Genomic DNA, 24,454 nt, shown 5'->3' with positions numbered 1-24,454 from the left:
TTTTTTCTTTGTTTTTTTAATATTTAGACAAAAATGGAACATGAAAAAGTTTTATATAAATATATTTGTTACAATGTATGAACTCCTAAATTTATTGTAAAACTATGTATAAATCGGAGGTGTAAATATTGAATGGTTTTACTGTAGTTCTTATTAAGTTTATATCGTGCATTATCGCATTTAGTATTGGACTTGCTTTATTTTTCCCTGCAACATTCGTCCAAATTATTTCATTTAGTCTCTTTGTTACAATCGTATCCTATATGTTCGTCGATAAAATCATATTAAACCGAATAGGCAATACTGGTGCCATTATGTCGGATTTCTTACTAACGTATTTAAGCGTATGGATTTTTGGTAATATTTTATTAGACAATTACATGCAAATTGCATGGGGTAGCTTCCTTTCCGCTACAGTCTTTACATTATCTGAAGTAATCGTTCATCGTTTTTCTAACTCGCACACAAGGCACCACAATGATAACATTCATATTAATCGCCGCTTTGCGTATGGTACAGAATTTGCTGAAGAACAGAATATATTGGATAAAGATAAGAAGAAGTAACATTTCGATGCAGGAGCACCCTTTTTAATTATTTGGTGCTCCTTTTTCATGTATTCATTATGGTACGTGAAATTATATGAACGATGTTTTCAAGATATCGTTCATATAATAAAAAACTACCTCTTATTTAGAGGCAGTCACTTTCAAATCTTTTAACGCAACAACATTAGCAAACGCTCCAAACACCACGTTATGATGCTTTACAATGTCTTCCGCACGTAACACTTCTGTATGAAACGTACTATGTGCATCACTCACTAACGTTACTTTATACCCTTCACTAAACGCTCTTCGCGTTGTCGTATCCACACAGTACTCCGTTTGCATACCTGAAATAATAACGTGTTCAATTCCTTTTTCTTGTAATACTTCGTTTAATTTTGTCTTATGGAATGAATCTGGCGTCGTCTTTTCAACAATACTGTCCCTTTCTTGCGGAGCAATCGCCTCATGTACTTTCCAGCCCTCTGTACCTTTTTCTAACGGATGATCTTTCGGCCCGTTATGTTGTACATAAATAACCGGAATATCATTAGAACGACATCGCCCAATAAGTTCTTGCAATATTTCTAAAAACTTCTCCCCGTTATGTACTGGCAATCCTGCTGTATACATACCTGCTTGCACATCAATTACGATTAAAGCTTTTTTCATTTCATGCAGCTCCTTTTGTTTGTATTCCACCATCCAACAATCTTCTAATTTCCCCTCATGTAGCTCATGTTCTTTTAAAATCTTCACCTTTTTAAATCCGCATTTTTCATAACATTTTAACGCGCGTTCATTATTTACTTTCGGGTCCATTGCAATTACTTCTGCTCCCGTGTTCTCCATAATATATGTAATTGCTGCCTGAACGAGTTTCGTTCCAATTCCTTTTCCCCAATAATTCGGTTCTCCGATAAATTGATCCATTCCCCATACATATTGTGATTCTTCATAGCCATATAATGTTTTCCACTCAGAATCAACTGGATACATTTGAATATAACCAATTGGCACATCATCATACTCTATTAAGCATCTTTTTTCATGACTATTTGGATTATGTATAAAATGATTCAGTACCATTTCTACAGATTGCGGATTATCTCTTCCTTCGTAATACTGCAATACTTCTGGGTCTGTTAACCATTTTGAAATGACCTGTGCATCCTCTTCTTTTACGTACCGTACCGATACATGATCTTTTTGAAATAGCATATAATACCTCTTTTTAATTATTTATATTTTTCCTTGTTGTGAAATCTTTCATTGCACCAATTAATGCGTATGGTAACAATGTAATCGCAAAAAATGCTGTAAACACATTAAAATGAGGAATTTCATATGGAGTGAACCATTCCGTGAAAAATTCAGAATGTAAAATTCTATTTAAAAACTCTCCACTTGGCTTAAAATTTGGTGCCCATCCTGTAATCTCACAAATAATAAATAGTAATTGAACAATTATAAATGCCCCTAGATAGCGAAACCATGTCCGTTTCCAAATCGGCTGCGCCTTATTTAATTCATGTTCCATCTAACTCCCACCTTTTTATTTCAATCCTATTAATTATACACTTTCCGCACTTTATTTGTTAAAATTTTCTATATACTCATTCACGCTGGGGGAATACATTATGTCTAATCCTATACTTAAATCAACTTTAATCATTCTTAGAGGCAACTCCGCAAGTGGTAAAACAACAATCGCAAAGCAATTACAAGAACATTTCGGACAAGGTACACTTTTAGTATCAAAGGATGTTGTACGTAGAGATATGCTTAGAGTACACGATACGATGGGGAATTTATCACATGATTTACTATTTGAAATTACAAAGTACGGAAAAGGAAAATGTAAATTTGTTATTTTAGAAGGCATTTTAAACAGTCGTAGATACGGTGAAATGTTGAAAGAATTAATACATTTTTTTGAAGGAAACGCCTATACATATTACTTTGATTTATTATTAAAAGAAACGATTCGACGACATAATACAAGGGACAAACGACATGAATTTGGTGAGGATTCCCTACAAAAATGGTATAATCCGCACGATACAATTGAAGTTTCTAGAGAAACTATTTTTACAGATAACTTCACGCAAAAAGATATATTTGATACGATTCTTAATGATGTTGCGATACAAAAATAAAAGCCAGCCTCAATAAAGAGAACTGACTTCTTTCTAGATAACTATATTTATTAAAGAATTTTAACTTTAACAGTTTGTCTTCCCCAATTCATAGCTTTACTTTTTGTGCCCATCAAAACATCAATGCGATTTCCTTTAATAGCACTTCCAGTATCACCAGCGATAGCTTCGCCATAACCCTCTACCCATACTTTAGATCCTAATGGGATTACTTTCGGATCCACTGCGATAATTCTCATATTCGGATTAGACGTTAAATCATGCCCCATCGCAGTTAAAACGCGTCCACCATATGTACCATTTTCACTTGGATCAGCAGTATATGCTGTCGCAACTACCGTTAATTCACGTTTAGCGGACTGAATGTTATTTTTAGACTCTTCTTTTGCTTTTGCTTCTTCTTTAGCTTTTGCTATTTCTCTTGCTTTCTCTTCTTCCTTAGCTTTGGCTATTTCTCTTGCTTTCTCTTCTTCCTTAGCTTTGGCTATTTCTCTTGCTTTCTCTTCTTCTTTAGCTTTTGCTATTTCTCTTGCTTTCTCTTCTTCCTTAGCTTTGGCTATTTCTCTTGCTTTCTCTTCTTCTTTAGCTTTTGCTATCTCTCTTGCTTTCTCTTCTTCTTTAGCCTTTGCTATCTCTCTTGCTTTCTCTTCTTCTTTAGCTTTTGATTCTTCTTGAGCTTTCACGTCTTCTTTAGGCTTTACTACTTCTTGTACTTTCGTTTCTTCTTTAGGCTTTACTACTTCTTGTACTTTCGTTTCTTCTTTAGGCTTTACTACTTCTTGTACTTTCGTTTCTTCCTTAGGTTTTACTACTTCTTGTACTTTCACTTCTTCCTTTGGCTTTACTACTTCTTGTACTTTCACTTCTTCCTTTGGCTTTACTACTTCTTGTACTTTCGCTTCTTCCTTAGGGTTTACTACTTCTTGTACTTTCACTTCTTCCTTTGGCTTTACTACTTCTTGTACTTTCGCTTCTTCCTTTGGCTTTACTACTTCTTGTACTTTCACTTCTTCCTTAGGCTTTGCTACTTCTTGTACTTTCGCTTCTTCTTTTGCTATCTTTTGTGCTTTAACTTCATCCTTAGCTTTAACCGTTTTTTGTACTTTTGCTACTTTCTTCGTTTTCTCTTCAGCTTTTTTTTCAACTGGGGCTGTACTTGATAGGAAAGAAACATTTGCATAAGCTGTTTTTCCTTTATACTCAAATTGTAGCCAACCGTCTTTTACTTGATGTGTTGTTTCAATTACATCATCTTTTTTCAGTCTGCCAAGTATTTCTGATTCAGTATTTGCATCAGAGCGGACATTTAACAAATTCGCGGTTACATAATACATATCTTTTGTAAACTCCGCACTTACAAATACTTCTTTACCATTTAAATCAATTTTGGACCATCCTTCTTCCGTATGTATAACTTTTAACTTTTCTCCTTCTTTTACTTTTTTTACAACTTTTGATTCCGTAGTTGGCTTTTCACGTACGTTGAGTACATCTGCTGTTACGATAGTTTCTGCAGTAGCAACTGTGGTAAAAGCCCCCATCCCAAAAACTGTTGCTGTTGCTGCGCCAATTATTTTTTTCATATTATCCTCCATGACATTTTTTTGACTTCTATTATATCAAATACTTCCATAAAATAAGGTATTTTCACAGAATATCAAAACTTTTGTAACAATATATTAATACTACTTAATATATTGTTGTTCGAAATATCCTTTTTCTTCAAGAATATCAAATTTATACATTTGCGTTCTTTAAATAAAAAATCACCTCATCATATATAAAATGAGGTGAACGAAAGGCTATTTGTTTAAGAATTTCTACAGTTATCTTTCTTGATTATCATAATATGTTTTATCTGCATATTTTTTATCATTTCCTTTTAAATACGCTAAAATTATTTTTGGATTTTTAACTAAAGTCCAATCTCCATATGTATCAAATCTTCTGCACGAGGTTATCATTCCATTTTTTATTGTACCGAATTTCTTATTTTTTTGTTTTCCCCATTCTTTTAACCGTTTTGCAAAATCTGCATCTTCTGCCATAAGCATATTTTCATTAAATCCATTAATCGCCATAAAATCTTTTCTATAGCACCAAAAAATCCCGACAGATATAGCCCCATACTTAAAAAATAATGGAATTATAATTAACAATGCGGAAACAAATATTCCTAAAGATAGTCTTTCAAACTTTCCCGTTACCCCACCGCCAATATATTTACCTGAAACTAAATTTTTGTCTACGTTAGACAAAAAAGACTCTGTCATTTGCGTATCAGCATCTATAGTAATGATTATTTCTCCGTTAGCTATTTCGGCTCCTGCATTTCTGATTTTAGATAAATTTTTATCGTCATTTTTTAATGTAATACAGTTATACTCCTTTGCGATTTCCTCTGTTTTATCTGTACAACGATTTAAAACCACTATGACTTCAGTTTGATCTTTATATGCTTCCGCTACCTTTGAAATTGAATCTAAACATTTTCCAATGTACTTTTCTTCATTATGCGCAGGGATTATAATAGAAAACTTTATATCTTTCTTTAAATCGTTTCCTAAAGAGTCATTTGTTTCTTTCATAACACACCCCTTTTTATAAAATGAAATTTCACTCTATATAACATATATTAATATTTATGAGGGTGTATTATAAAAACTAAAAATACGCTATTACTAATTTGATTAAAGTCACCTAGAATTCTTCTACCCAAACAAAATGAAATAATAGTTTTTATGCTATATAGTTGTCGCAAGTCCAGCTAAAAACAAACTTACGATTGCTAAAAATTTTGTGCCGACTATAGCCCCTCTTAAATGAAACTTATAATCATTATATCCCTTCATCCCTTCTGTACTAGGAATAACAACAAATCTTGGGGTAATCCAGCAAAAGATTAGCCAATCCAGTATAAATAAATCTACTACATTAAAAATCATTAAAATACCAAAAGTATGTAAATAGGCATCAATATATAATAATTTTTCATGTTTATGTAATATATATGTAGAAACGAAAGGAGTACCAAAAAGAATTGCATTATATGCAATGTTAAAGTAAATCGTTTGCTTTTTTTCTTGAATCGATTTTGGAAAAACTACCTTTTGAATATCTTTCGGATAATCAGTTAACGAGAGACGAGGATTATAATATAAAGATCCTAAAATCATTACGGATAATACAATAGACATAATGACACCAACGTACATCATTTGCTCAAATGGATTCATATGCTACATTCACCCTTTTCTGTAATCGCTCCATAGTACACGTACTTAATTACTTATTGTATGTACAGCATCAATCAAAAATTAATAATTCAATTTATCAATGATCAATGATTTTATAATTGAAATTATAATTTATGTATCATTTATTTTTTCTGAAGAACAATTGAAACTTAGTTTGGAGGAATATTATACAAAAGCTAAATTTGAAGAAATTGATTTTAATTTATATTTCCAACTCGTATCAAATAAAGAAGTAATAGCGCAAATTACTGAACGCGCTATTCCATTAGATGAAACGAAAAATGACTTTACAAGGCTGTTAAAGCGTAATGAAAAACATCAAATATTCGGCTCTTATAAAATATATGATTCTATTACAAATGAGTATATTAGCCTTGGACATGTTACATTAAACGAGGATAATGTTAAAGAAACTGAAATTGGTTGTATGATTTTGCCAAAGCACTGAGGAAAAAGGTATAATAGCAAGATTGCAAAGGAACTCCTAAATGTAGCGAAGTAGACAGATATTAACGTACTAAAAGCAATTATCAATCCGAACAATATCCCCTCACGCAAAATTTTAATAAACGTCGGTTTCACCACTGAAAAAGTTTGCAAGATTGATGAATTGCCTGTGGAGATTTTAAGTACAAAAAAGAAATGATACTTTTGAACTAAAGTATCATTTCTTTACATATTACGCCCTATTCAACCATCGAAAGTATTACTTTCTCAAGTTCTTTTTTAGAAAGCATACTACCATTTATATAGATTTGATATGCATTTTCCCCTTCTTTTGCAGGTACCACTATTTTTATAGCCCGTACATTCGATTCTTTATACTCACCGAATGTAACGTCATAGCCATTTAATTTATATTTTTTTATATCTCCAGTAAAATTATGTCCTCTTTCAGATGGTTTATCAAATGGTCTATCAAGAAAATAATCTTTATATTCACCTTCAACAATTTCTAATTGATGAATTGTAAAACCTAATTCTTCCTCTGAAGTATGTGGCTGTTTTTTTACATTTTGATTTTCATATCTCATCGTAATAAGCGGCATAGGTTTTCCTAGTGTTGCTTCAGCTTTTACCTCTTCAAATACTAATTGATGTCCAACCGGAATATATGTTGGATGCTTGATTGGAAAACCAGTTATTTGTTCAGCTTGTTCAAATGTATAGGTAAAATGTTGATTTATTCTTTCTTCATATGTATTTAATTGTTCCATTACTTCTCTATCTCTTTTTTCTTCATCAGCATTTAGACGATTTGTAGCTGTATATTGTCTCACACCATTCTCTACGACACTTACTTTCTTATAAAAATGGTACGTTTCCTGTAATAAAGCTACATACTTTTCAAAGTCCTCTTCTGTAAATATACTTTTAGCAATTTCTATACGTTCCATTACGCCATTATAACCATCCTCAGTCATTCCCATATCTTGTCTTGCTTTTTCTGGTGTCCCTACAATTTTATCCATTATTGTTGTGCCTGCAAAAGTACCAGTCGGTATTAAAATAGCCGCAGCTATAAAGCCAAGTAATAACTTTTTCTTCATAGAAATCTTCTCTTTATTTTTCATCTTTTGGTATTTATAAAAAGAGGCTTGTACTTTATCTTCCAGATTAGGAGAAGGCTCTATATTCGCTGCCTTTCTTTTCAATTCATTCGTTACATACTTTTCAAAATCCATTTACTTCTCCCTCTCTTATGTCTGGCATATGCTCCATTTCGGCTCTTAATCGTTTTAGAGCAATATGTAATCGGGATTTTACTGTACCAATAGGAATTTGAAGAAGTGCAGCAATTTCCTCCATACTATATTCATGGAAGTAACGCATAATTATTACTTCACGATGCTTATAAGTTAATTTTTGTACAATCTCCACTAATTCACTACGTGTTTCCTTATGTAAAATATCTTCATGCATAATGTAAGGGCGATCTTGTTCATACATTTTTTTCTTTTCAAAAATTCGAAACCTTCGCCACGATTTACGACGCCAATCCTGTACTTGCTTCACGACTAGTCCATGTAACCAAAAACGAAAGGAACGATTCATATCATAGTTTTTTACGGACTTCCACATTTGTATGTACACTTCATTCACTATATCGTCTACATCTTCGTTTTGACTTCCTACTAAAAATACTACTGTTTTATAAATATCTTTACATGTGTGCTCATAAATAAATCGAAAGGCTTCTCGCTCCCCAGATTCCATTTTATATAGCCATTCTTTTAATTGTACTTCATCCAAAATTACGTTCCCCTCTCATAATCTTTCACACTATATTCGCCCGTTTCTCACAAAAGGTTCATTTTACATGGAAATTTATTTATTACAATAAAAATATAAGGTATATTTTTAAGGAAAAGAGGATTTCATAAATGAATATAGAGAGTAAAACATACGCTGAAAACGTGTTAAAAAATCTCTTCATAGGAGCGCAAGTTGATGGATTGCAATTTGGGATTTCTTCAGGCGCTATAAAGATTCACTTTACAAATTTTCATGATCCAGTTCATTATGAGGGGCAATTATATATCAATATCGAAACAAAATGGTGTTTATTTAATAAAACTCCCCATAAATATCCATCTAATGAAAATGAATTTGACGATTATACTGAGGAAGAAGCATATAAGAGAATATTTGAAATGAGAAGACAAAAAGTTATAGATATACAACTCGGCATAGAAAGCCCTCATTTAATCATTACGTTAGGGAATGGGCAAATTATTTTCGTAAATGGAGTTCATGATGATTATGAATGTTGGCAAGCTGGTGTTCAATGTGAGCATTGGCTTGTTGTTGCTTCACCTGGGAATGAAATCGCCACTTGGACTCCCGATGAGTGTAATGAAAAATAGCTAATGGGACTATACCATTAGCTATTTTTTCATTTTGAAGAAACACTAGCAAAGCATCTCCTTCCCAAGCTTCCAACTAAACCATCTTCCATGCCCTTCTGTTTCCCCAACCGTTTCACGATATTCGTTTCCGTTAATATAATAATCAATATGAAGGTCCCGGTCCCACATGTTGTTATACAAGTGGCATACATCACGTTTTGCACCGATTTCTTGTATTTGTTTTTCTAACTTACGTTTCACTTGTTCAGGTATTTGATTTGCGACGTGTGTATGGAAAATACAGATTGCAGCATCTTCCCTTATTTGTTTAATAATAGATGGTAATAGCTCCACACCGTCTCCTTCTATTAATTGGACAGATTCATTTTTCACTAAAGATGCGGCTTGATCAAACATTTCAAGTCTTTCTTTATGTTCTGGCCAAATGAGTGCACGTAGCCATAAATAATCTTCATCACTATGTAAATCATTTACATGCAAGTCTAGTCCAATTCTTTCTATGACAGATGGGCTCTCTTTTAGAAAATGAGGCACATTCTCCCCTCTTATTTCAGAAGTTACATGTACGTTCGAATTTATATTTCCGTATGTGTCATCTGTTCCATATGAATAGCTATATTGGTCCCAGAATAGTTGTAATCCAGAACTTGTCCCAATTTCAATTAGAGCTAACGGCTTTTTCACTTTATTAAATATGTAGCAAAAACTTGGGTATAAGTACGCACATCGCCTTACTTCATTCGTTTGAACAAGTTTCGTTTGTAATAAAGTAATGATTTCTTCTCGGTACGTTTTACAGAAATCTTTAAAATGGCCAAAAGCTTGATCTAAATTCGTATTAGCATGTTCAACTAAGCTACTATAATACGTTTTTAAATGATGTTCTTTCCCTGCTAGTAATAAATAATGTACGGCGCCTAATAGTAAGTTTGGGACTGGTTGGCCTACTTGAGCGTAGGAAGATAGTGTAAGTACTTCCTCATCTTCAGCAATTTGTATTGATAAGCATTCATATAAGTCACTTGACCCTTTACATTCCTTTATTGAAAAATTTCGAAATAAGTTTGCGATTTGTTCTTGTGTGCGCATTGGTATCCCTCCTTCTTATTTTTCAGAATAATCATACTATAACAAAGGTGAAAATTCCATAAAAAGGTATCCACTCTACCTAACTTCGTAAATGTAAGCTTTTTCGAGATAATTTCAAACTGTAATTTTTTTCTATTTACCAACTTAAAAGAGCTTGTTAAATAAGATTTTTAGCGAATAAAACGTTAAATAGTTTAAAATTATCAGATAACACTAGATATTTTAGTCTATTAATTATTATAATAGAGTATGAGATGGTTATATAATTGAGACAAAAAAGGTAAATACCTAGGTGGGGCCTAGGCGGTGTTTTCATTTTACGGCTTAGATATAAAAACACCTACTCTTTTTTGCCAATATAGGGGATGGAGAGATTATCATGAGCAACATGCAGCAAAAAACAGACGTTATCTTAATTGGTGCAGGAATTATGAGTGCAACATTAGGCTCATTACTAAAAGAATTAGCACCTGAATGGGAAATTAAAGTTTTTGAAAAACTCGCAAGTGCCGGGGAAGAAAGCTCTAATGAATGGAATAATGCAGGTACAGGGCATTCTGCGCTATGCGAACTGAACTATACTTCCGAAAAATCTGACGGATCTATAGATATTGGTAAGGCTGTAAAAGTGAATGAGCAATTCCAGCTTTCAAGACAATTTTGGGCATATCTTGTAAAAAGTAAATTAATTCGTAATCCACAAGATTTTATTATGCCCCTACCTCATATGAGTCTAGTACAAGGTGAAAAAAATGTTGAGTTTCTAAAAAACCGTTTTGAAGCGCTTTCAAAAAATCCACTGTTTCAAGGTATGGAATTTTCCGATGCTCCTGAAACATTAAAAAAATGGCTTCCACTCATTATGGAAGGACGTACACCTAACGAACCAATGGCTGCAACGAAGATTGACTCTGGAACAGATGTTAACTTCGGTGCATTAACTCGTATGTTGTTTGATTACTTACAAACGAAAAATGTCGAGCTAAACTACAAACATAGTGTCGAAAATATTAAACGCACAAAGAATGGTTTGTGGGAAGTAAAAGTACACGATATGAATAGTGGTAAAATTGAGCATCATACAGCAAAATTCGTCTTTATCGGCGGCGGTGGCGGTAGTCTACCTCTACTACAAAAGACTGGTATCCCTGAATCAAAACATATTGGTGGATTCCCTGTAAGTGGACTATTTATGGTATGTAAAAACCAAAAAGTTGTCGAGCAACATCATGCGAAAGTATATGGTAAAGCTAAAGTTGGCGCTCCGCCAATGTCTGTACCTCACCTTGATACGAGATATATAGACAATAAAAAAGCTTTACTATTTGGCCCGTTCGCAGGGTTCTCTCCTAAGTTCTTAAAAACTGGCTCAAACCTTGACTTAATTGGTTCTGTAAAACCAAATAACGTCTTAACGATGTTAGCAGCCGGTGTAAAAGAAATGGGATTAACAAAATACTTAATTCAGCAAGTTATGTTATCACATGAAAAACGTATGGAAGAATTACGCGAATTCATTCCGAACGCGAAAAGTGAAGATTGGGATATTGTAGTTGCTGGGCAACGCGTGCAAGTAATTAAAGATACTGATGCTGGCGGTAAAGGTACACTTCAATTCGGTACAGAAGTTGTAAGTGCAGCTGATGGATCAATCGCAGCATTATTAGGTGCTTCACCAGGTGCTTCTACTGCCGTTCACGTCATGCTTGAAGTATTAGAAAAATGTTTCCCAAGCCGTATGGTAGAATGGGAAGGAAAAATAAAAGAAATGATCCCTTCTTACGGCATTTCACTAACTGAAAATCCAAGACTGTTCCAAGACCTTCACACTTCGACTGGTCGTACACTTGGATTAAATGAAAAAGAAACGGTTCATAACTAAAGAAAAAAACGTCCGATATATTCGGACGTTTTTTTGTTATCTGGCGAAGAATGATTGTGAATGAAATTATATCGACGATAATTCAAATACATCGACCTTTTCTTATATTATATTGACGATTTTTTCAATATATCAATGATTCGACAATAAATATCGATTTACCGATAGAAAACGATAAGTAAATATTAATTCTCAACTAAAAGTTATCCTCATCAATAGAACTCTCCTCGACATACATGTTTCCAATTCTCCTAACTTCTAAGCTCTCCCCTCCCAATAAAGACTTTGTACTCTCTTTTCACTCGCATTAACGTTCAGTATGACCCACATTTCAATATACAATCTTGGCCAAGGAAGTTAGATGGGAGTCAGGCTAATAATCAACAGTAATGAATCCCCCCCAACTATTCAATTTTCAACTGGAATAAACAAAATATGTAGCACATATGTTTAAGCAGTGGTCAATTGTTGAAAGGGATGAAGAGTATGACACAGCTGAACTTTGAAGAAAATTTATTAACGAAAGTAGCTTGGTACTATTACAAAGACCAATTAACACAACAAGAGATTGCTTCACTTCTTCACATTTCAAGAAATAAAGTTGTTCGGTTATTAGAGAAGGCGCGCAGTGAAGGTATCGTTACATTTCACGTAAAAGGGACTGGTTTACACTGTTTAAGTATTGAGCGTGACCTAATGAAAAAATTCCACTTAAAAGATGCTTTCATAATCCCTACTCCAATAGACAATTATCACACTTCTCTCGGAAAAGCTGCTGCACAGTATTTAGAAACTCAACTCCAACAAGGCGATTTACTCGGCATTGGGTGGGGTGAAACGATTAGCAAAATGCTAGAAAACATTCATTTTGAAACTTCTATTAATCTTTCAATCGTAACGCTAACAGGCGGAGTAAATCACTATCTCCCAAGAAAACAAAATTATTTTCACTACATGCAAGGCGATCTTCACATTATCCCTACACCATTTCTAGCATCTACAACCGTAATGGCACAAAGTATTCTATCAGAACCGAGTGTAAAAGATATGCTTCATGTCGCTTCACTTGCTCATACGGCAGTTGTTGGTATTGGCGGGCTATCTCAAGATGCAACGATTGTAAAAGAAGAAAAATTAACGCTACGTGAGATGACATATATTCGTAGTCAAAACGGGGCGGGCGATATTTTAGGGCAGTTTTACAATACGGATGGTGATTTATTAAACCTCCCACATCATAATCGACTAATTGGTACGCCACTCTCGATTCTGCGCAAAATGAAGCATGTCGTTGGTGTTGCTGGAGGTACAGAAAAGATAGATGCAATTTATGGTGCTTTAAAGGGGAGATTTATTCATACATTAATTACCGATGAGGAAACAGCCCTCGCCTTATTACGAAAGGATGGTGATTGTTAATGTCTCATTTATTAGCTTTTGATGCTGGTACAGGAAGCATTCGAGCTGTTCTTTTTGATTTATTAGGTAATCAAGTTGCGGTTAGTCAAAAAGAATGGGTTCATAACACGGATCCTCGTTACCCAGGTTCTATGAATTTTGATGTAATAGAAAACTGGAATCTAGTACAACAGTGTACGAAAGAAGTTTTACAAAGAAGTAATGTTTCTCCCTCTTCTATTCTAGCTATTAGCGCTACTAGTATGCGAGAAGGTTTTGTTTTATATGATAAAGGCGGGCAAGAAATATGGGCTTGCGCAAATGTTGATGGGCGCGCATCTGCTGAAGTTAGTGAACTAAAAGAAATTCGGTCACATCTTGAAGAAGATTTATATACAAGATCTGGTCAAACTTTCTCATTAGGTGCTTTACCTCGCCTTCTTTGGATTAAAAAACATGAACCAGACGTCTACAATAATATTTACTCTTTTACGATGTTAAACGATTGGATTTTATATAAATTAAGTGGCGTACTGCAAATCGATGCCTCAAACGGATGTACGTCCGGTATTTTTGACTTACAAAATAGAATGTGGGATAACGATATTGCTCAAGAATGTGGTCTAACTTTGCCATTTACACCAACAGTAAATGAAGCTAGTACAGTAATTGGTACCGTTACAAAAGAGTGTGCGGCATTAACTGGATTACGTGAAGGAATTCCTGTCGTCGCTGGGGGCGGAGATGCCCAAATGGCATCACTTGGAACGGGAGTAGTTAGACCTAATCAAACATTAATATGCGGCGGTAGTTTTTGGCAGCAAGAAGTGAATGTTACTGAGCCAATAACGGATCCACATGCTTCCATTCGGGTAAATTGTCACGTCGTACCTAACCTATGGCAATATGAAACGATTGCCTTTTTCCCAGGCCTTGTTATGCGCTGGTTTCGAGACGCTTTTTGCCATGAGGAAAAGAAACTTGCTGACAAACTCGGTGTAGATGCTTATGCATTATTAGAAGAACAAGCAAAAGACGTACCTGTCGGTTCACATGGCATTATCCCTACCTTTTCAAACGTAATGAACTACATTTCTTGGCGTCATGCTGCACCGTCTTTTTTAAATTTAAGTTTAGATGCTGACAAATGCGGAAAAAAAGAACTATTCCGTGCTATTGAAGAAAATGCTGCCTTCGTTACACTTGGTAACTTAAAATTAATAGAAAATCTCACAGGAACATTTCCTTCTGAAGTCATTTTTGCTGGCGGGGCCGCTAAAGGAAAACTATGGCCACAAATTTTATCAGACGTTCTCGGTATTCCTGTAAAAGTACCTGTAGTGAAAGAAGCAGCTGCTTTAGGAACTGCGATTGCTGCTGGAGTTGGCGCTGGCATATATTCATCTATGGAAGAAACTGCTGAACAATTTGTACAGTGGGAAAACACATTCGAACCCGTTACTGAAAATCATGAACTATATAAAGAATTCTATGAAACATGGAAAACTGTGTATGACAGTCAACTCGCTTTAGCTGATAAAGGGCTCACCTCACATATGTGGATTGCGCCTGGTGCTCTGTAACACATTACATAAAGGAGTGAAAAGTATGTTAAAAGCGAATGAAAATGACTTCTCCTATCGCTTCGGTGATAATGGGCCAAAATATTTAATACAAGGTCCGAATATTGATCTTGGCCTTGTTGTCATTCAGCCTGGGCAGGAGTTTCAAAATCACTACCATACAACGTGCGAGGAAGTCTTTTATGCATTAGAAGGTGAAATTGATTTCTATGTGAATAACGAAAGAGTTCCGATTAAACAAGGCGATGTATTGCAAGTTCGCCCTCATGAGTCTCACTATTTAATTAACCATTCTGACAAACCTTTTAAAGCAGTTTTTATAAAGTCACCACATTTACCAAATAAAGATACGGTACAAACGGAAAATCCAACATTAACGAAGGAGTGATTTCAAATGACTTGGGGATTTAAAAATCGATTAAATACAATTTTACCTGATGGCAGAGCGGTTATGTTAGCGATAGATCACGGCTACTTTTTAGGGCCAATTCACGGACTAGAACAGCCACTTGAAACGGTTAAAAACTTACTTCCTTACACAGACTCCCTCTTTTTAACGCGCGGTGTACTTAGCTCCTGTATTCCTGAAAACTGCAGCACACCGATGGTTATGCGTGTTTCAGGCGGAGCTACTGTCGTCGGTAAAGATCTGGCGAATGAGACAATTGTTACACCTGTAAAAGAAGCAGTGAAACAAAACGCAATTGGCGTCGGCGTTTCTGTTTTCGTCGGATCAGACTATGAAACACAAACAGTTTCAAATCTCGCAAATGTAGTTTCAGAAGCTCACGATTACGGCCTACCAGTACTCGGTATTACCGCAGTCGCAAAGGAATTACAAAAACGTGAAGCCCGCTTTCTAGCACTCGCTTCCCGCGTATGCGTTGAAATGGGAGCTGACATTATTAAAACGTATTACTGCGAAGGATTCGAAAAAATCACAAGCACTTGTCCTGCTCCAGTTGTAATTGCTGGTGGACCAAAACTAGATTCAATTGAAGACGCATTAAACATTACGTACAATGCACTGCAAGAAGGTGCAATCGGCGTAGATATGGGCCGAAACATATGGCAATCTGAAAATCCTGCTGCCATGATTCAAGCAATACATGGTATCGTGAAAAACAGATTGAATGTGAAAGAGGCGCTCCAATTATATGAAGATGTAAAAAATTAAGCTTAAATATTAACAAAATCAATACTTACTATAAGGTAAAGCCTCTATGTTAGATTTCTTAGTAATCTAACATAGAGGCTTTCTTTTTCACTTTTTTGTTCTGAATTTGGTCAGATTTCTATAAATCGCGCACATTCCAAACAATCTCACCACTTTCACCAAACGTACTGTGATGTCGCTTAAATCCTATCTTTTCTAAAACCCGGAAAGACGCCGTATTCCAAGCGCCTACAGTAGACCAAAGTCTTTGGCGACCTGTAGCAATCGCAGCCTCAAGCACTGCTGATGCTGCCTCTGTCGCATAACCATTGCGATGAGCACGTTGGAACAGCTCATATGCAATCTCTGGCTCTTCAAGCGTGGAACGACCTATGATTAAGCCACAGTATCCGATGAAATCCCCTTCTTCTCGCCTACGTATAGTAAGAAGAGAAATACCATTTTCAGTTGCTTTCTTGCGCATTTCGATAAGAGAGCTACGAACAGATTCAATGGTTGGCATGTCCACACCACGTTCACCAATTAATTTTCTCAGCCAGACTGCATCAGATTCCTCCCACATATTCAGATCGAGTCGTTCCGTTTTTAACTGGAACGCCATTTCTTTAAAAACAGCTGTCATAGCGATAACCTCCTATTTATATCACTGTACTACTTATAGTAGTTTCGTACTTTACCATATGGGATACCTGCTTGATTCATACATTATTATTATTTTATGCATAAGCAATTCCTCCGCTAAATAGACCTTGTTATCAAACTTCATTTTAAGTCTATAACATTTGATTTATAAATGATTTTAGATTTACACTTAATATTTAAAAATGTATTGCCCTTTCTTTTTTGTTAAAATAAAGAAAATGAGGAATGATTATGCAACGTATGACTTTTGAACGCCCTACTGATTATTACGATGAAAAATTATATACTATCGATGAAAAAATTTGTACACTATTAAAAGAACGAAAAGAACTTTCATGTGGTGATCCAGGTTTTCCACATGATGAAGCCATTTATAAATGGGCAGAGCAATACGGATTTTATCCAGACTATTTAAATTCACTATTCTCTTCCATGATGGACGAAGATGAATTTAAACCTCGCGTCGAACCAACTACATTCAAAAAACATTTACCTGTTTTTAAAACATATGAACATAAAGGTATCATGTATACCGTAACTTTTATTCGGCAATATGCAAATGCCAGTGTAGTTTATTTATATAGCGATTGGGATTCTACAAATGATGCTTTTAATGAAAATAAGCCTCATAGTTTCTTCCAATTATCAATAGATGATACATATGACTGCTGGCCAGAAGGTGGTGGCGGCACTGATGGACATTTGAGTCATCATTTCGTTGTATCTCCTGCCCTTCCTGATAATTCGTCTGGAATAAGGTTACGATTTAAAGAACTCAATATGCCGTTTAGAAAAGATCAAGCTGTACTTGAGTTTGAAATTCAATTGGATTAAAAAGAGCGTAATCTAGCTAGAAATTAGACTAGATTACGCTCTTTTAGTTGCTAGTTATGCAGTATTTGAAATTTATACCAACGATTTTTCAATATATCGACTATTCGAAACAAGATATCGATTTACCAACAAAATTAGACACTATCATTTATGTAACACCCACTCCATTAACACGATTGCCGATTCAATACGTTCTTTCGTATCCCCTAAAAATAGTTTATAAAGTAATGCCTCAAAATGGATGGGTTTATTAGGCAATGCTTGAATATACCTTAAAACAGATCCCGCTGGCGGTGTAGGTTTGTTATTAATAACCCATATCCCTTCTATCAATGTCCAAGTTGACGTATGAACTATGTACGAAGCCTTTAACTCATCATTTGCTTTCAAAGCAGACTGAATTTTAATGAGCGAACTATGCAACCAATGAGAAATGCCTTTTACTTTGTCACTAGAAACACGATAGTTTTCAAATTCATATGTAGCTATTTCCTTTAACCTTTTCAAATCGCCGCTTTTATCAAATAAAATTTCCCCCTCTAAAAATGAGTATAGTTCCATCGGATTGTTTTGAAAGTTTACTAGTATTTGATTAACATCTGCATACTTATATTCAACTAAAGTTTCTTCTCTTATTTCAGAATGAAATTTCTTCTTTTGTCCGTCTTCTAAAAGAATATAGAAGTCTAAATCAGATTCAGGATATGCATCACCTCTTGCGACAGATCCGATAAGCATACATCCATTTACCTTATCTAAAGATAAGAATTCAGCTACTATTGTTTGCACTAATTTTTTATGTTGTTCATGTTTAATTGATGTTTGTATTTCTAACATTTGTAACCTCCAAACATTTTTTATGGAGTTATTCCTTACCTAAATATATTGTACTTCTCTTACAATCTTCTATACTTATTCAGCAATTGTCAGTTCATATACAATTGCGTCATTACTGCTTTTTGTTTTATCTTGAATCGTTACAATATCTCCAGCTTTTATTTTTGAAGCATTCACTACTTTTACCATCTCTGGTAGAACACCCCCACCATCGTTCTCTTTATTTAGTGGAAGCCACTTTACTGATTTATTAGTTGCTTCTAAAATTTTATATTTAATTGTACCATCATACTTTATTTCACCAACAAGATCTTTTACTAATGTAGGCGTATATTTACCCTCTTCTTTTTCTAAAGAAATATGATCACCTATATCTGGGATACCGTTTCTTACAGGTGCTTCCCATTTTGTTGGATTTAAATCATTTAAACTTATTTTCACACTATCTTCTTTATTTGAGTTAGCATCTTTTAGAAATATATCATTATACTTCTTATCAATAATGATATACTCCTTCCGCTCTACTATTTTTGTACTACTTTCACGTTTTACTTCCTCATTGTTAGATACTTCTTCTTTCACATTATTATTACTACACGCTGATAATAATGTCGTCGCTAAAGCTGCCATTAGTAACATTTTTTTCACTTCATTTACCTCCATTTATAACGAAACAATTAAATATATATTACATCCATATTTTACTATAAATCAAAAAAAAGAGGATATTTGTTTATTAATAAACAAATATCCTCTAACTTTAACTATATATTACGACTGTTGATAAGCCGCTTTCGATGATTTCACATAATAAACTGCGTGATCCACATTAATGATATGATCTGGTTTTGGTTTACCACGGCTCGCTCTATGTCCAGCTAAATGTTCTTCACTTGTTTCCCAGTTCTTCCAAGCTTCTTCAGATTCCCAGCGAATCATAACGACTACTTCTTCGTCGCCGCGTCTTACTTTTTTCACAAGAACACTTAAATCAATAAAACCTTCAAACTTTTCAATAATACCTTCTCCAGTAAAACGTTCTACAACTATATTTGATGTACCTTCTTTTACTGTAAATGTTTTCGTTTCGATAAACATATAATCCCACTCCCTCTTTGTAATACGAATACTAGTATTCTTCTATTATAGTTGATTATGATAATTATTTTCAATTAAAAAGTTATAATTATTTGAATTATGCTGTTTTCTCTTTAACCACTTCATCTAAAAATTTGAAATACGGAAGGAATAATCCTATTAAAGAAGTAACACATATAATCGTACCGATAATAAAGTATAGTGCTCTTATTCCCCACATTTCACTTAGTATGCCTCCTAGTAACACACCTAACGGCATAGAAGATCGTATGAAAAATAAACGCACTGAAAATACTTGTCCTATCATATGATTTGGTACTGTTTGTTGGCATATTGTTGTGTTATGTATATTGAAAAAGGCAATGCAACTGCCTGCAACTACTTCAATGAACACCGCAATTACGATACTATGATTGAACCCTAGAAAAATGTATGTTAGTCCTCCTATAAACAATCCCCCAAGCATAAGTATACGCCGGCTTTTATATGTTATTTTTCCGACTAGTATAGATCCAATTACATAGCCAAACGGGAAACCAGCCATAAAATAACCAAACTCCGCATACCCTGCTGACAGCTCATCTTTTATATAAGGTAGATTTGTAACTAACGTTACCCCCACTCCAAATTGTACGAAAGTAAGAAAGGCACCGAGCCAAACGATAATTGGTTTTGTGAAAAAATATGTAAAACCGTGAAGAAACTGTTTTAGCCACGTTTTCCGAATGGGTTGCGTTGTTCTCTTTTCTTTTATATTAAGTAATAATGCACCACTGACAAAAAGACAAATACATACGAAAGATAATGTAAGTTCTGTTCCAATCAAATGAATGGCTACTCCGCCTAATACAGGCGCAAGAAACATCATAAGACGAGTCAATCCATCAATATATGCATTTGCGTCTTGAAGTTGTTCTTTGCTTACAATACTTGGTGTAATTGCTTGACTTGCGGGTGTATACAGCGGCGTAATTAGCCCGATTATAATTTGTACGACATACACATGCCAAACTTCTATACTACTAGTAAATAACATGACTAACGGTAGTAAGAAAACGGAAGCTCGCACCCATTGCGAAAATATCATAATCCACTTCCGACTCCATTTATCTATAAATGGACCACTTATAAGTTGCAGTATGAGCGATGGGATAAAGTATAGTAACCACATACTACTTAACGCTGTTTTTGACCCTGTTAATTCATAAACAAGAATTGAATTACATAACGTTCCGAAAGCCCCGCCTAATTCTGAAATTGCACTGCCAATCCACATGAAAAAGAATGAACGGTTTTTCAATACATTTTTCAATTTTATACACCAACTTTTCTATGAAATTCCTCCCTTTATGTGCATTCTTGTTGCATATCATCTATTTAAAAACGCATCTAATTCTTTCGCTAAAGACTGTACTGCTTTCTTTCTCAATACATATTTCCCGTCATGTATATCAACTAACTTCGCTGCACGTAACAATTTCAAATGATGGTGTACAGTCGATTTACCGAGTTGCAGTCTTTCTGTAATTTCCTGCAATGTTCGTTCTTTTTCGAACAACATTTTTACAATGCGTAATCTCGCTTCATCTCCAAGAGCTTTATGTTTTTGAACTAAAAAATAATTCGGTTCATACAGATCTTCAGGATGGATGCTTTCGTTTGCAACTGGGTAATGAAATACTTTCGTATCTTCAATATCGGCCTCAATATTCCACGGTCTGTACGTCATTTGTGGGATAAGAAGCACGTGATGAACACTTGGTTCTGGCACATAATTAACGCCACCTGTAGCCCACTCGACAAACTCTTCTGGTTTCATCTTTTTATTCATTTCATTCTTTGCTTCATAATCTCGTTTTAATATAGAAAGTATTTCTTCTTCCTCTTTCTTAATAACACTCTCATACCATCCTGTCATAACAGCAATTAAATGTGATTTCAGCACTTGTACATGAACATTACATATAAAACGAATATACGTAGAGAAAAACTGATGATCATGTGTCAGTTCCATTAGTTCATGTATTGCAGTTACATCTCCACTTACTGCTAAATGTCTTTTCTCTTCATACTTATCACCTAAAAACGGTAAACATATATACTTCAAGTCTTCTTCTGAAAGGGAATCGATTTTAGCATGAAACTGTGATAAGTTCTGAAAATCCTCTTTATACAACAACTGAAGTAACGCTTTCCACGTATTATGTTCTTCTACAAACTGTAAGTGCTCTCTCATTTCTTCTGTTAATGATTCCTTAATTTCTTCCCATTCATTTTGACTCTTTTCAAGAGTATCGATTAACCTTTTATGAGTAATTGCCGCAATGCCTAGTGCGCATTCGAAAAGTATCGAATATTTCACTTGAACATGATAAGTTTCCCTCTTTCTACTCGTTATGTGATAGACTTCCATTTTTATCCCCCTTTTTATTTGCTGTATATCAAATTCTATATTCATCGAATTTTACCTTCTGCATTTTCAGAATCAATAAAATTTAATTTGAAATACATTCATTCTAAATTAAAAAGAATAGGAGCTTTTTTATATACAAATAATAACTTTCAAGGAGTTGTTGACATGTATTTCATATTAAATATGTTAGGAATTTTCGTTGTCATATTAATCGTTTTCCTATGTTCGCCTAATAAAAAACAAATAAAATGGAGACCAATCGTTATTCTAATCATATTGGAGCTCTTTATTACGTGGTTTATGTTAGGCACGAAGCTCGGCAGTATTATCATTAATAAAATTGCGTCGTTTTTCAGTTGGCTACTAGCGTGCGCGAATGAAGGTATTCGATTTGCATTCCCTTCAGCTATGGACAGTCCACACATTGATTTCTTCTTTAGCGCATTACTTCCTATCATTTTCGTAATTACTTTTTTCGATATTCTTTCTTATTTCGGAATTTTAACTTGGATTATTGATAAAGTAGGTGCAGTTATTTCAAAGATTTCTCGTTTACCAAAGTTAGAAAGTTTCTTTTCGATTCAAATGATGTTTTTAGGAAATACGGAAGCACTTGCAGTCGTTCGTGATCAATTATCTGTTTTAAAAGAAAATCGTTTGCTGACTTTTGGAATTATGAGTATGAGTAGCGTTAGCGGATCCATTCTTGGCGCTTATTTATCAATGGTTCCAGCTACATATATTTTCAGTGCTATTCCTTTAAACTGTATTAACGCATTAATTTTAGCCAATGTTTTAAACCCTGTAGAAGTCTCGAAAGAAGAAGATGTTGTGTATTCACCTTCCAAACATGAAAAAAAGGATTTCTTTTCTACTATTTCAAACAGTATGTTAGTCGGAATGAATATGGTTATCGTTATTTTAGCTATGGTAATTGGATATGTAGCTTTAACGGCATGTTTAAACGGGATTTTAGGATTTTTTGTAACAGGTTTAACAATTCAAAAAATCTTTTCGATTATCTTTAGCCCTTTCGCTTTTTTACTCGGTTTATCTGGCAGTGACGCTATGTATGTAGCTGAATTAATGGGGATCAAAATAACAACGAATGAATTTGTTGCAATGATGGATTTAAAATCGAATTTAAAGTCGTTACAGCCACATACGATTGCGGTTGCAACTACATTTCTAGCTTCTTTTGCTAACTTTAGTACAGTAGGTATGATTTACGGAACTTACAATTCATTATTTGGCGGTGAAAAATCATCAGTCATCGGGAAAAATGTTTGGAAGCTTCTTGTGAGCGGAATGGCTGTTTCCCTATTAAGCGCTATGCTCGTTGGACTATTTGTATGGTAAAAAATTTTTAAAATAAAAGACACCCAAGCCAATTGAGTGTCTTTTATTATTATTTTCGAATTTGTCCATTTCCACGAATCACATATTTTGTAGAAGTTAATGCAGGAAGTCCCATTGGTCCCCTTACGTGTAACTTTTGCGTACTGATGCCAATTTCTGCACCGAATCCAAATTCAGATCCGTCCGTAAAACGAGTTGACGCATTATGATACAATGCAGCCGCATCTACAGCTGTGAAGAATTTGCTGACGTTTTCCTCGTTTTCTGAAATAATCGCTTCGGAATGCATAGAACCATACTTATTTATGTGATGAATCGCTTCTTCTATAGAAGAAACTACTTTCACCGCCAGCGTGAGTGATAAAAATTCTGTACCCCAGTCTTCTTCTGAAGCAAGTACAATTGAAGAATCAATTGCCAATGCTTTCTGATCACCACGTAGCTCCACATCTTTTTCCTTCAAAGTAGAAAACAGTTCGCTACCAAATTGCTGCGCCCACTTCTCATGAAGTATAATCGTTTCAATGGCATTACATACAGATGGCCGCTGCGTTTTTGCATTTATAATAATATCAATTGCCATTTGTTTATCTGCTGTTGCATCAATGAATATATGACAATTTCCTGCACCCGTTTCAAGCACTGGAACAGACGCTTCTCTCACTACAGTATCAATTAATTGTTTGCCACCTCTTGGGATAAGAACGTCTAGGTAATCATTCATTGTAAACAACTGCTTTGCGCTATCTCGCGTTGTATCTTCTATAAGCTGTACACTTTCTGGAGGCAAGCTTGTTTCTTTAAGCGCTCGGTGAATAACGGAAACGATGGCTTTGTTAGAATGAATAGCAGAAGAACTACCACGTAATATAACTGCGTTTCCTGTTTTCAAACAAATTGTAGCAGCATCTACTGTTACATTTGGCCTTGCCTCATAAATCATCCCAACAACACCAAGTGGTACACGCATCTCCTGAATAGATAGTCCATTTGGTCGCTCCCATTCACTTACACATTCTTGGGCAGGATCACGTAATTCGATTAACTGCTTAATCCCCTCTGTCATATCAACAATACGCTGTTTAGTTAGCATAAGTCGATCAAGGAGTGAATCAGAAAATCCTTTTACCTTACCCTCTTCGATATCACGTTTGTTTTCCTCTAAAATATAAGCTGTTTCTACTATTAGCCTTTCAGCAATTGCAGCAATTGCTTCGTTTTTTTGACTTGTAGATTTAAGTACAAGATCCATTGCAACTTCTTTCGCCCTTTTCCCCTTTGCCAACACTTCATTCATTTTTATTTCCT

The 24,454-nt window shown here is 34.7% G+C and carries 25 protein-coding genes and 2 pseudogenes; 11 read left to right on the top strand and 16 right to left on the bottom strand.

Features of this window, described 5'->3' with window-relative positions:
• Window positions 1–128 precede the first annotated feature (128 nt).
• Window positions 129–566 (top strand): YndM family protein, encoded by a 438-nt coding sequence (locus VF726_RS20125; RefSeq protein ID WP_097843557.1) that lies wholly within the window; start codon window positions 129–131, stop codon window positions 564–566.
• Between the two features lie 123 nt (window positions 567–689).
• Here VF726_RS20125 and VF726_RS20120 read toward each other — a convergent pair whose 3' ends face one another.
• The 3 genes and pseudogenes from VF726_RS20120 to VF726_RS20110 all read right to left on the bottom strand — a co-directional run bounded on the left by VF726_RS20120 (window position 690) and on the right by VF726_RS20110 (window position 2,088).
• The gene (locus tag VF726_RS20120; protein WP_440172057.1) at window positions 690–1,220 is read right to left on the bottom strand and encodes a cysteine hydrolase family protein; all 531 of its coding nucleotides are present in this window, start codon (window positions 1,218–1,220) and stop codon (window positions 690–692) included.
• A gap of 15 nt (window positions 1,221–1,235) precedes the next feature.
• Window positions 1,236–1,769 (bottom strand): annotated as a pseudogene (locus tag VF726_RS20115) (GNAT family N-acetyltransferase); the annotation flags it as partial.
• 13 nt (window positions 1,770–1,782) lie between these two features.
• A complete protein-coding gene (locus tag VF726_RS20110; protein ID WP_063260555.1) occupies window positions 1,783–2,088 on the bottom strand; it encodes a YfzA family protein in 306 nt (101 codons plus the stop codon).
• 100 nt (window positions 2,089–2,188) lie between these two features.
• On the opposite strand from VF726_RS20110, the gene VF726_RS20105 reads away from it, so the two are divergent.
• Entirely contained in the window at window positions 2,189–2,707 is a 519-nt protein-coding gene (locus tag VF726_RS20105; RefSeq protein ID WP_440171505.1) for a kinase, read from the top strand.
• Between the two features lie 50 nt (window positions 2,708–2,757).
• Here VF726_RS20105 and entB read toward each other — a convergent pair whose 3' ends face one another.
• From entB to VF726_RS20090, 3 genes are all read right to left on the bottom strand, one after another.
• Window positions 2,758–4,290 (bottom strand): cell wall-binding protein EntB, encoded by a 1,533-nt coding sequence (entB, locus tag VF726_RS20100; RefSeq protein WP_440171503.1) that lies wholly within the window; start codon window positions 4,288–4,290, stop codon window positions 2,758–2,760.
• Window positions 4,291–4,533: 243 nt separating this feature from the next.
• Window positions 4,534–5,295: a glycosyltransferase gene (locus VF726_RS20095; RefSeq protein WP_440171501.1), complete on the bottom strand. Its 762-nt coding sequence runs from the start codon at window positions 5,293–5,295 to the stop codon at window positions 4,534–4,536.
• Window positions 5,296–5,451: 156 nt separating this feature from the next.
• A complete protein-coding gene (locus tag VF726_RS20090) occupies window positions 5,452–5,943 on the bottom strand; it encodes a nitroreductase (protein WP_440171500.1) in 492 nt (163 codons plus the stop codon).
• Window positions 5,944–6,118: 175 nt separating this feature from the next.
• On the opposite strand from VF726_RS20090, the pseudogene VF726_RS20085 reads away from it, so the two are divergent.
• Window positions 6,119–6,610, top strand: a pseudogene (locus VF726_RS20085) (GNAT family N-acetyltransferase).
• Window positions 6,611–6,650: 40 nt separating this feature from the next.
• Here VF726_RS20085 and VF726_RS20080 read toward each other — a convergent pair.
• Entirely contained in the window at window positions 6,651–7,649 is a 999-nt protein-coding gene (locus VF726_RS20080; RefSeq protein ID WP_440171498.1) for a hypothetical protein, read from the bottom strand.
• Window positions 7,639–8,217 carry a sigma-70 family RNA polymerase sigma factor gene (locus tag VF726_RS20075; protein WP_440171496.1) on the bottom strand — a complete coding sequence of 193 codons (579 nt, stop codon included), beginning with the start codon at window positions 8,215–8,217 and terminating at the stop codon, window positions 7,639–7,641. The genes VF726_RS20080 and VF726_RS20075 overlap by 11 nt, the downstream gene beginning before the upstream one ends.
• A gap of 131 nt (window positions 8,218–8,348) precedes the next feature.
• Between VF726_RS20075 and VF726_RS20070 the strand changes: the two genes are divergently transcribed.
• Window positions 8,349–8,831 carry a hypothetical protein gene (locus tag VF726_RS20070; protein ID WP_440171494.1) on the top strand — a complete coding sequence of 161 codons (483 nt, stop codon included), beginning with the start codon at window positions 8,349–8,351 and terminating at the stop codon, window positions 8,829–8,831.
• Between the two features lie 45 nt (window positions 8,832–8,876).
• Here the strand turns inward: VF726_RS20070 and VF726_RS20065 are convergent, their stop codons facing one another.
• Entirely contained in the window at window positions 8,877–9,923 is a 1,047-nt protein-coding gene (locus tag VF726_RS20065; RefSeq protein ID WP_440171492.1) for a DUF2332 domain-containing protein, read from the bottom strand.
• A 379-nt stretch (window positions 9,924–10,302) separates the two neighbouring features.
• Here VF726_RS20065 and VF726_RS20060 point away from each other — a divergent pair, with 379 nt between their 5' ends.
• From VF726_RS20060 to lsrF, 5 genes are all read left to right on the top strand, one after another.
• Window positions 10,303–11,805, top strand: coding sequence for a malate:quinone oxidoreductase (locus tag VF726_RS20060; RefSeq protein WP_061679966.1), 1,503 nt, complete (start codon window positions 10,303–10,305; stop codon window positions 11,803–11,805).
• Window positions 11,806–12,291: 486 nt separating this feature from the next.
• Window positions 12,292–13,224 carry a sugar-binding transcriptional regulator gene (locus tag VF726_RS20055; protein WP_440171490.1) on the top strand — a complete coding sequence of 311 codons (933 nt, stop codon included), beginning with the start codon at window positions 12,292–12,294 and terminating at the stop codon, window positions 13,222–13,224.
• Complete coding sequence (gene lsrK / locus VF726_RS20050) at window positions 13,224–14,786, top strand: autoinducer-2 kinase (RefSeq protein ID WP_440171488.1); 1,563 nt, start codon at window positions 13,224–13,226, stop codon at window positions 14,784–14,786. The genes VF726_RS20055 and lsrK overlap by 1 nt, the downstream gene beginning before the upstream one ends.
• Before the next feature lie 25 nt (window positions 14,787–14,811).
• Window positions 14,812–15,174: a cupin domain-containing protein gene (locus VF726_RS20045; RefSeq protein ID WP_000909986.1), complete on the top strand. Its 363-nt coding sequence runs from the start codon at window positions 14,812–14,814 to the stop codon at window positions 15,172–15,174.
• 6 nt (window positions 15,175–15,180) lie between these two features.
• Entirely contained in the window at window positions 15,181–15,963 is a 783-nt protein-coding gene (gene lsrF, locus VF726_RS20040) for a 3-hydroxy-5-phosphonooxypentane-2,4-dione thiolase (RefSeq protein WP_440171485.1), read from the top strand.
• A gap of 118 nt (window positions 15,964–16,081) precedes the next feature.
• Here the strand turns inward: lsrF and VF726_RS20035 are convergent, their stop codons facing one another.
• Entirely contained in the window at window positions 16,082–16,585 is a 504-nt protein-coding gene (locus tag VF726_RS20035; RefSeq protein ID WP_440171483.1) for a GNAT family N-acetyltransferase, read from the bottom strand.
• Between the two features lie 251 nt (window positions 16,586–16,836).
• On the opposite strand from VF726_RS20035, the gene VF726_RS20030 reads away from it, so the two are divergent.
• Window positions 16,837–17,439 (top strand): hypothetical protein, encoded by a 603-nt coding sequence (locus tag VF726_RS20030; protein WP_440171481.1) that lies wholly within the window; start codon window positions 16,837–16,839, stop codon window positions 17,437–17,439.
• Between the two features lie 144 nt (window positions 17,440–17,583).
• Here the strand turns inward: VF726_RS20030 and VF726_RS20025 are convergent, their stop codons facing one another.
• The 5 genes from VF726_RS20025 to VF726_RS20005 form a co-directional block, all read right to left on the bottom strand.
• Complete coding sequence (locus tag VF726_RS20025) at window positions 17,584–18,276, bottom strand: nucleotidyltransferase domain-containing protein (protein ID WP_440171479.1); 693 nt, start codon at window positions 18,274–18,276, stop codon at window positions 17,584–17,586.
• A 75-nt stretch (window positions 18,277–18,351) separates the two neighbouring features.
• The gene (locus VF726_RS20020) at window positions 18,352–18,939 is read right to left on the bottom strand and encodes a hypothetical protein (RefSeq protein ID WP_440171477.1); all 588 of its coding nucleotides are present in this window, start codon (window positions 18,937–18,939) and stop codon (window positions 18,352–18,354) included.
• 108 nt (window positions 18,940–19,047) lie between these two features.
• A complete protein-coding gene (gene hmoA / locus VF726_RS20015; RefSeq protein WP_000469503.1) occupies window positions 19,048–19,374 on the bottom strand; it encodes a heme-degrading monooxygenase HmoA in 327 nt (108 codons plus the stop codon).
• 97 nt (window positions 19,375–19,471) lie between these two features.
• Window positions 19,472–20,686, bottom strand: coding sequence for an MFS transporter (locus VF726_RS20010; protein WP_440171474.1), 1,215 nt, complete (start codon window positions 20,684–20,686; stop codon window positions 19,472–19,474).
• Between the two features lie 57 nt (window positions 20,687–20,743).
• Window positions 20,744–21,787: an ArsR/SmtB family transcription factor gene (locus VF726_RS20005; protein ID WP_440171472.1), complete on the bottom strand. Its 1,044-nt coding sequence runs from the start codon at window positions 21,785–21,787 to the stop codon at window positions 20,744–20,746.
• A 165-nt stretch (window positions 21,788–21,952) separates the two neighbouring features.
• On the opposite strand from VF726_RS20005, the gene VF726_RS20000 reads away from it, so the two are divergent.
• Window positions 21,953–23,146 (top strand): NupC/NupG family nucleoside CNT transporter, encoded by a 1,194-nt coding sequence (locus tag VF726_RS20000; RefSeq protein WP_440171470.1) that lies wholly within the window; start codon window positions 21,953–21,955, stop codon window positions 23,144–23,146.
• A gap of 49 nt (window positions 23,147–23,195) precedes the next feature.
• Here the strand turns inward: VF726_RS20000 and VF726_RS19995 are convergent, their stop codons facing one another.
• A complete protein-coding gene (locus VF726_RS19995) occupies window positions 23,196–24,443 on the bottom strand; it encodes a glutamate-5-semialdehyde dehydrogenase (protein ID WP_440171468.1) in 1,248 nt (415 codons plus the stop codon).
• Window positions 24,444–24,454: the final 11 nt, after the last annotated feature.

This window comes from Bacillus sp. Brlt_9, assembly GCF_051948935.1.
Taxonomy (GTDB): Bacteria; Bacillota; Bacilli; order Bacillales; family Bacillaceae_G; genus Bacillus_A.
The sequence above is the reverse complement of the archived record's forward strand: the minus strand, read 5'-3'. Positions and strand labels throughout refer to the sequence as shown.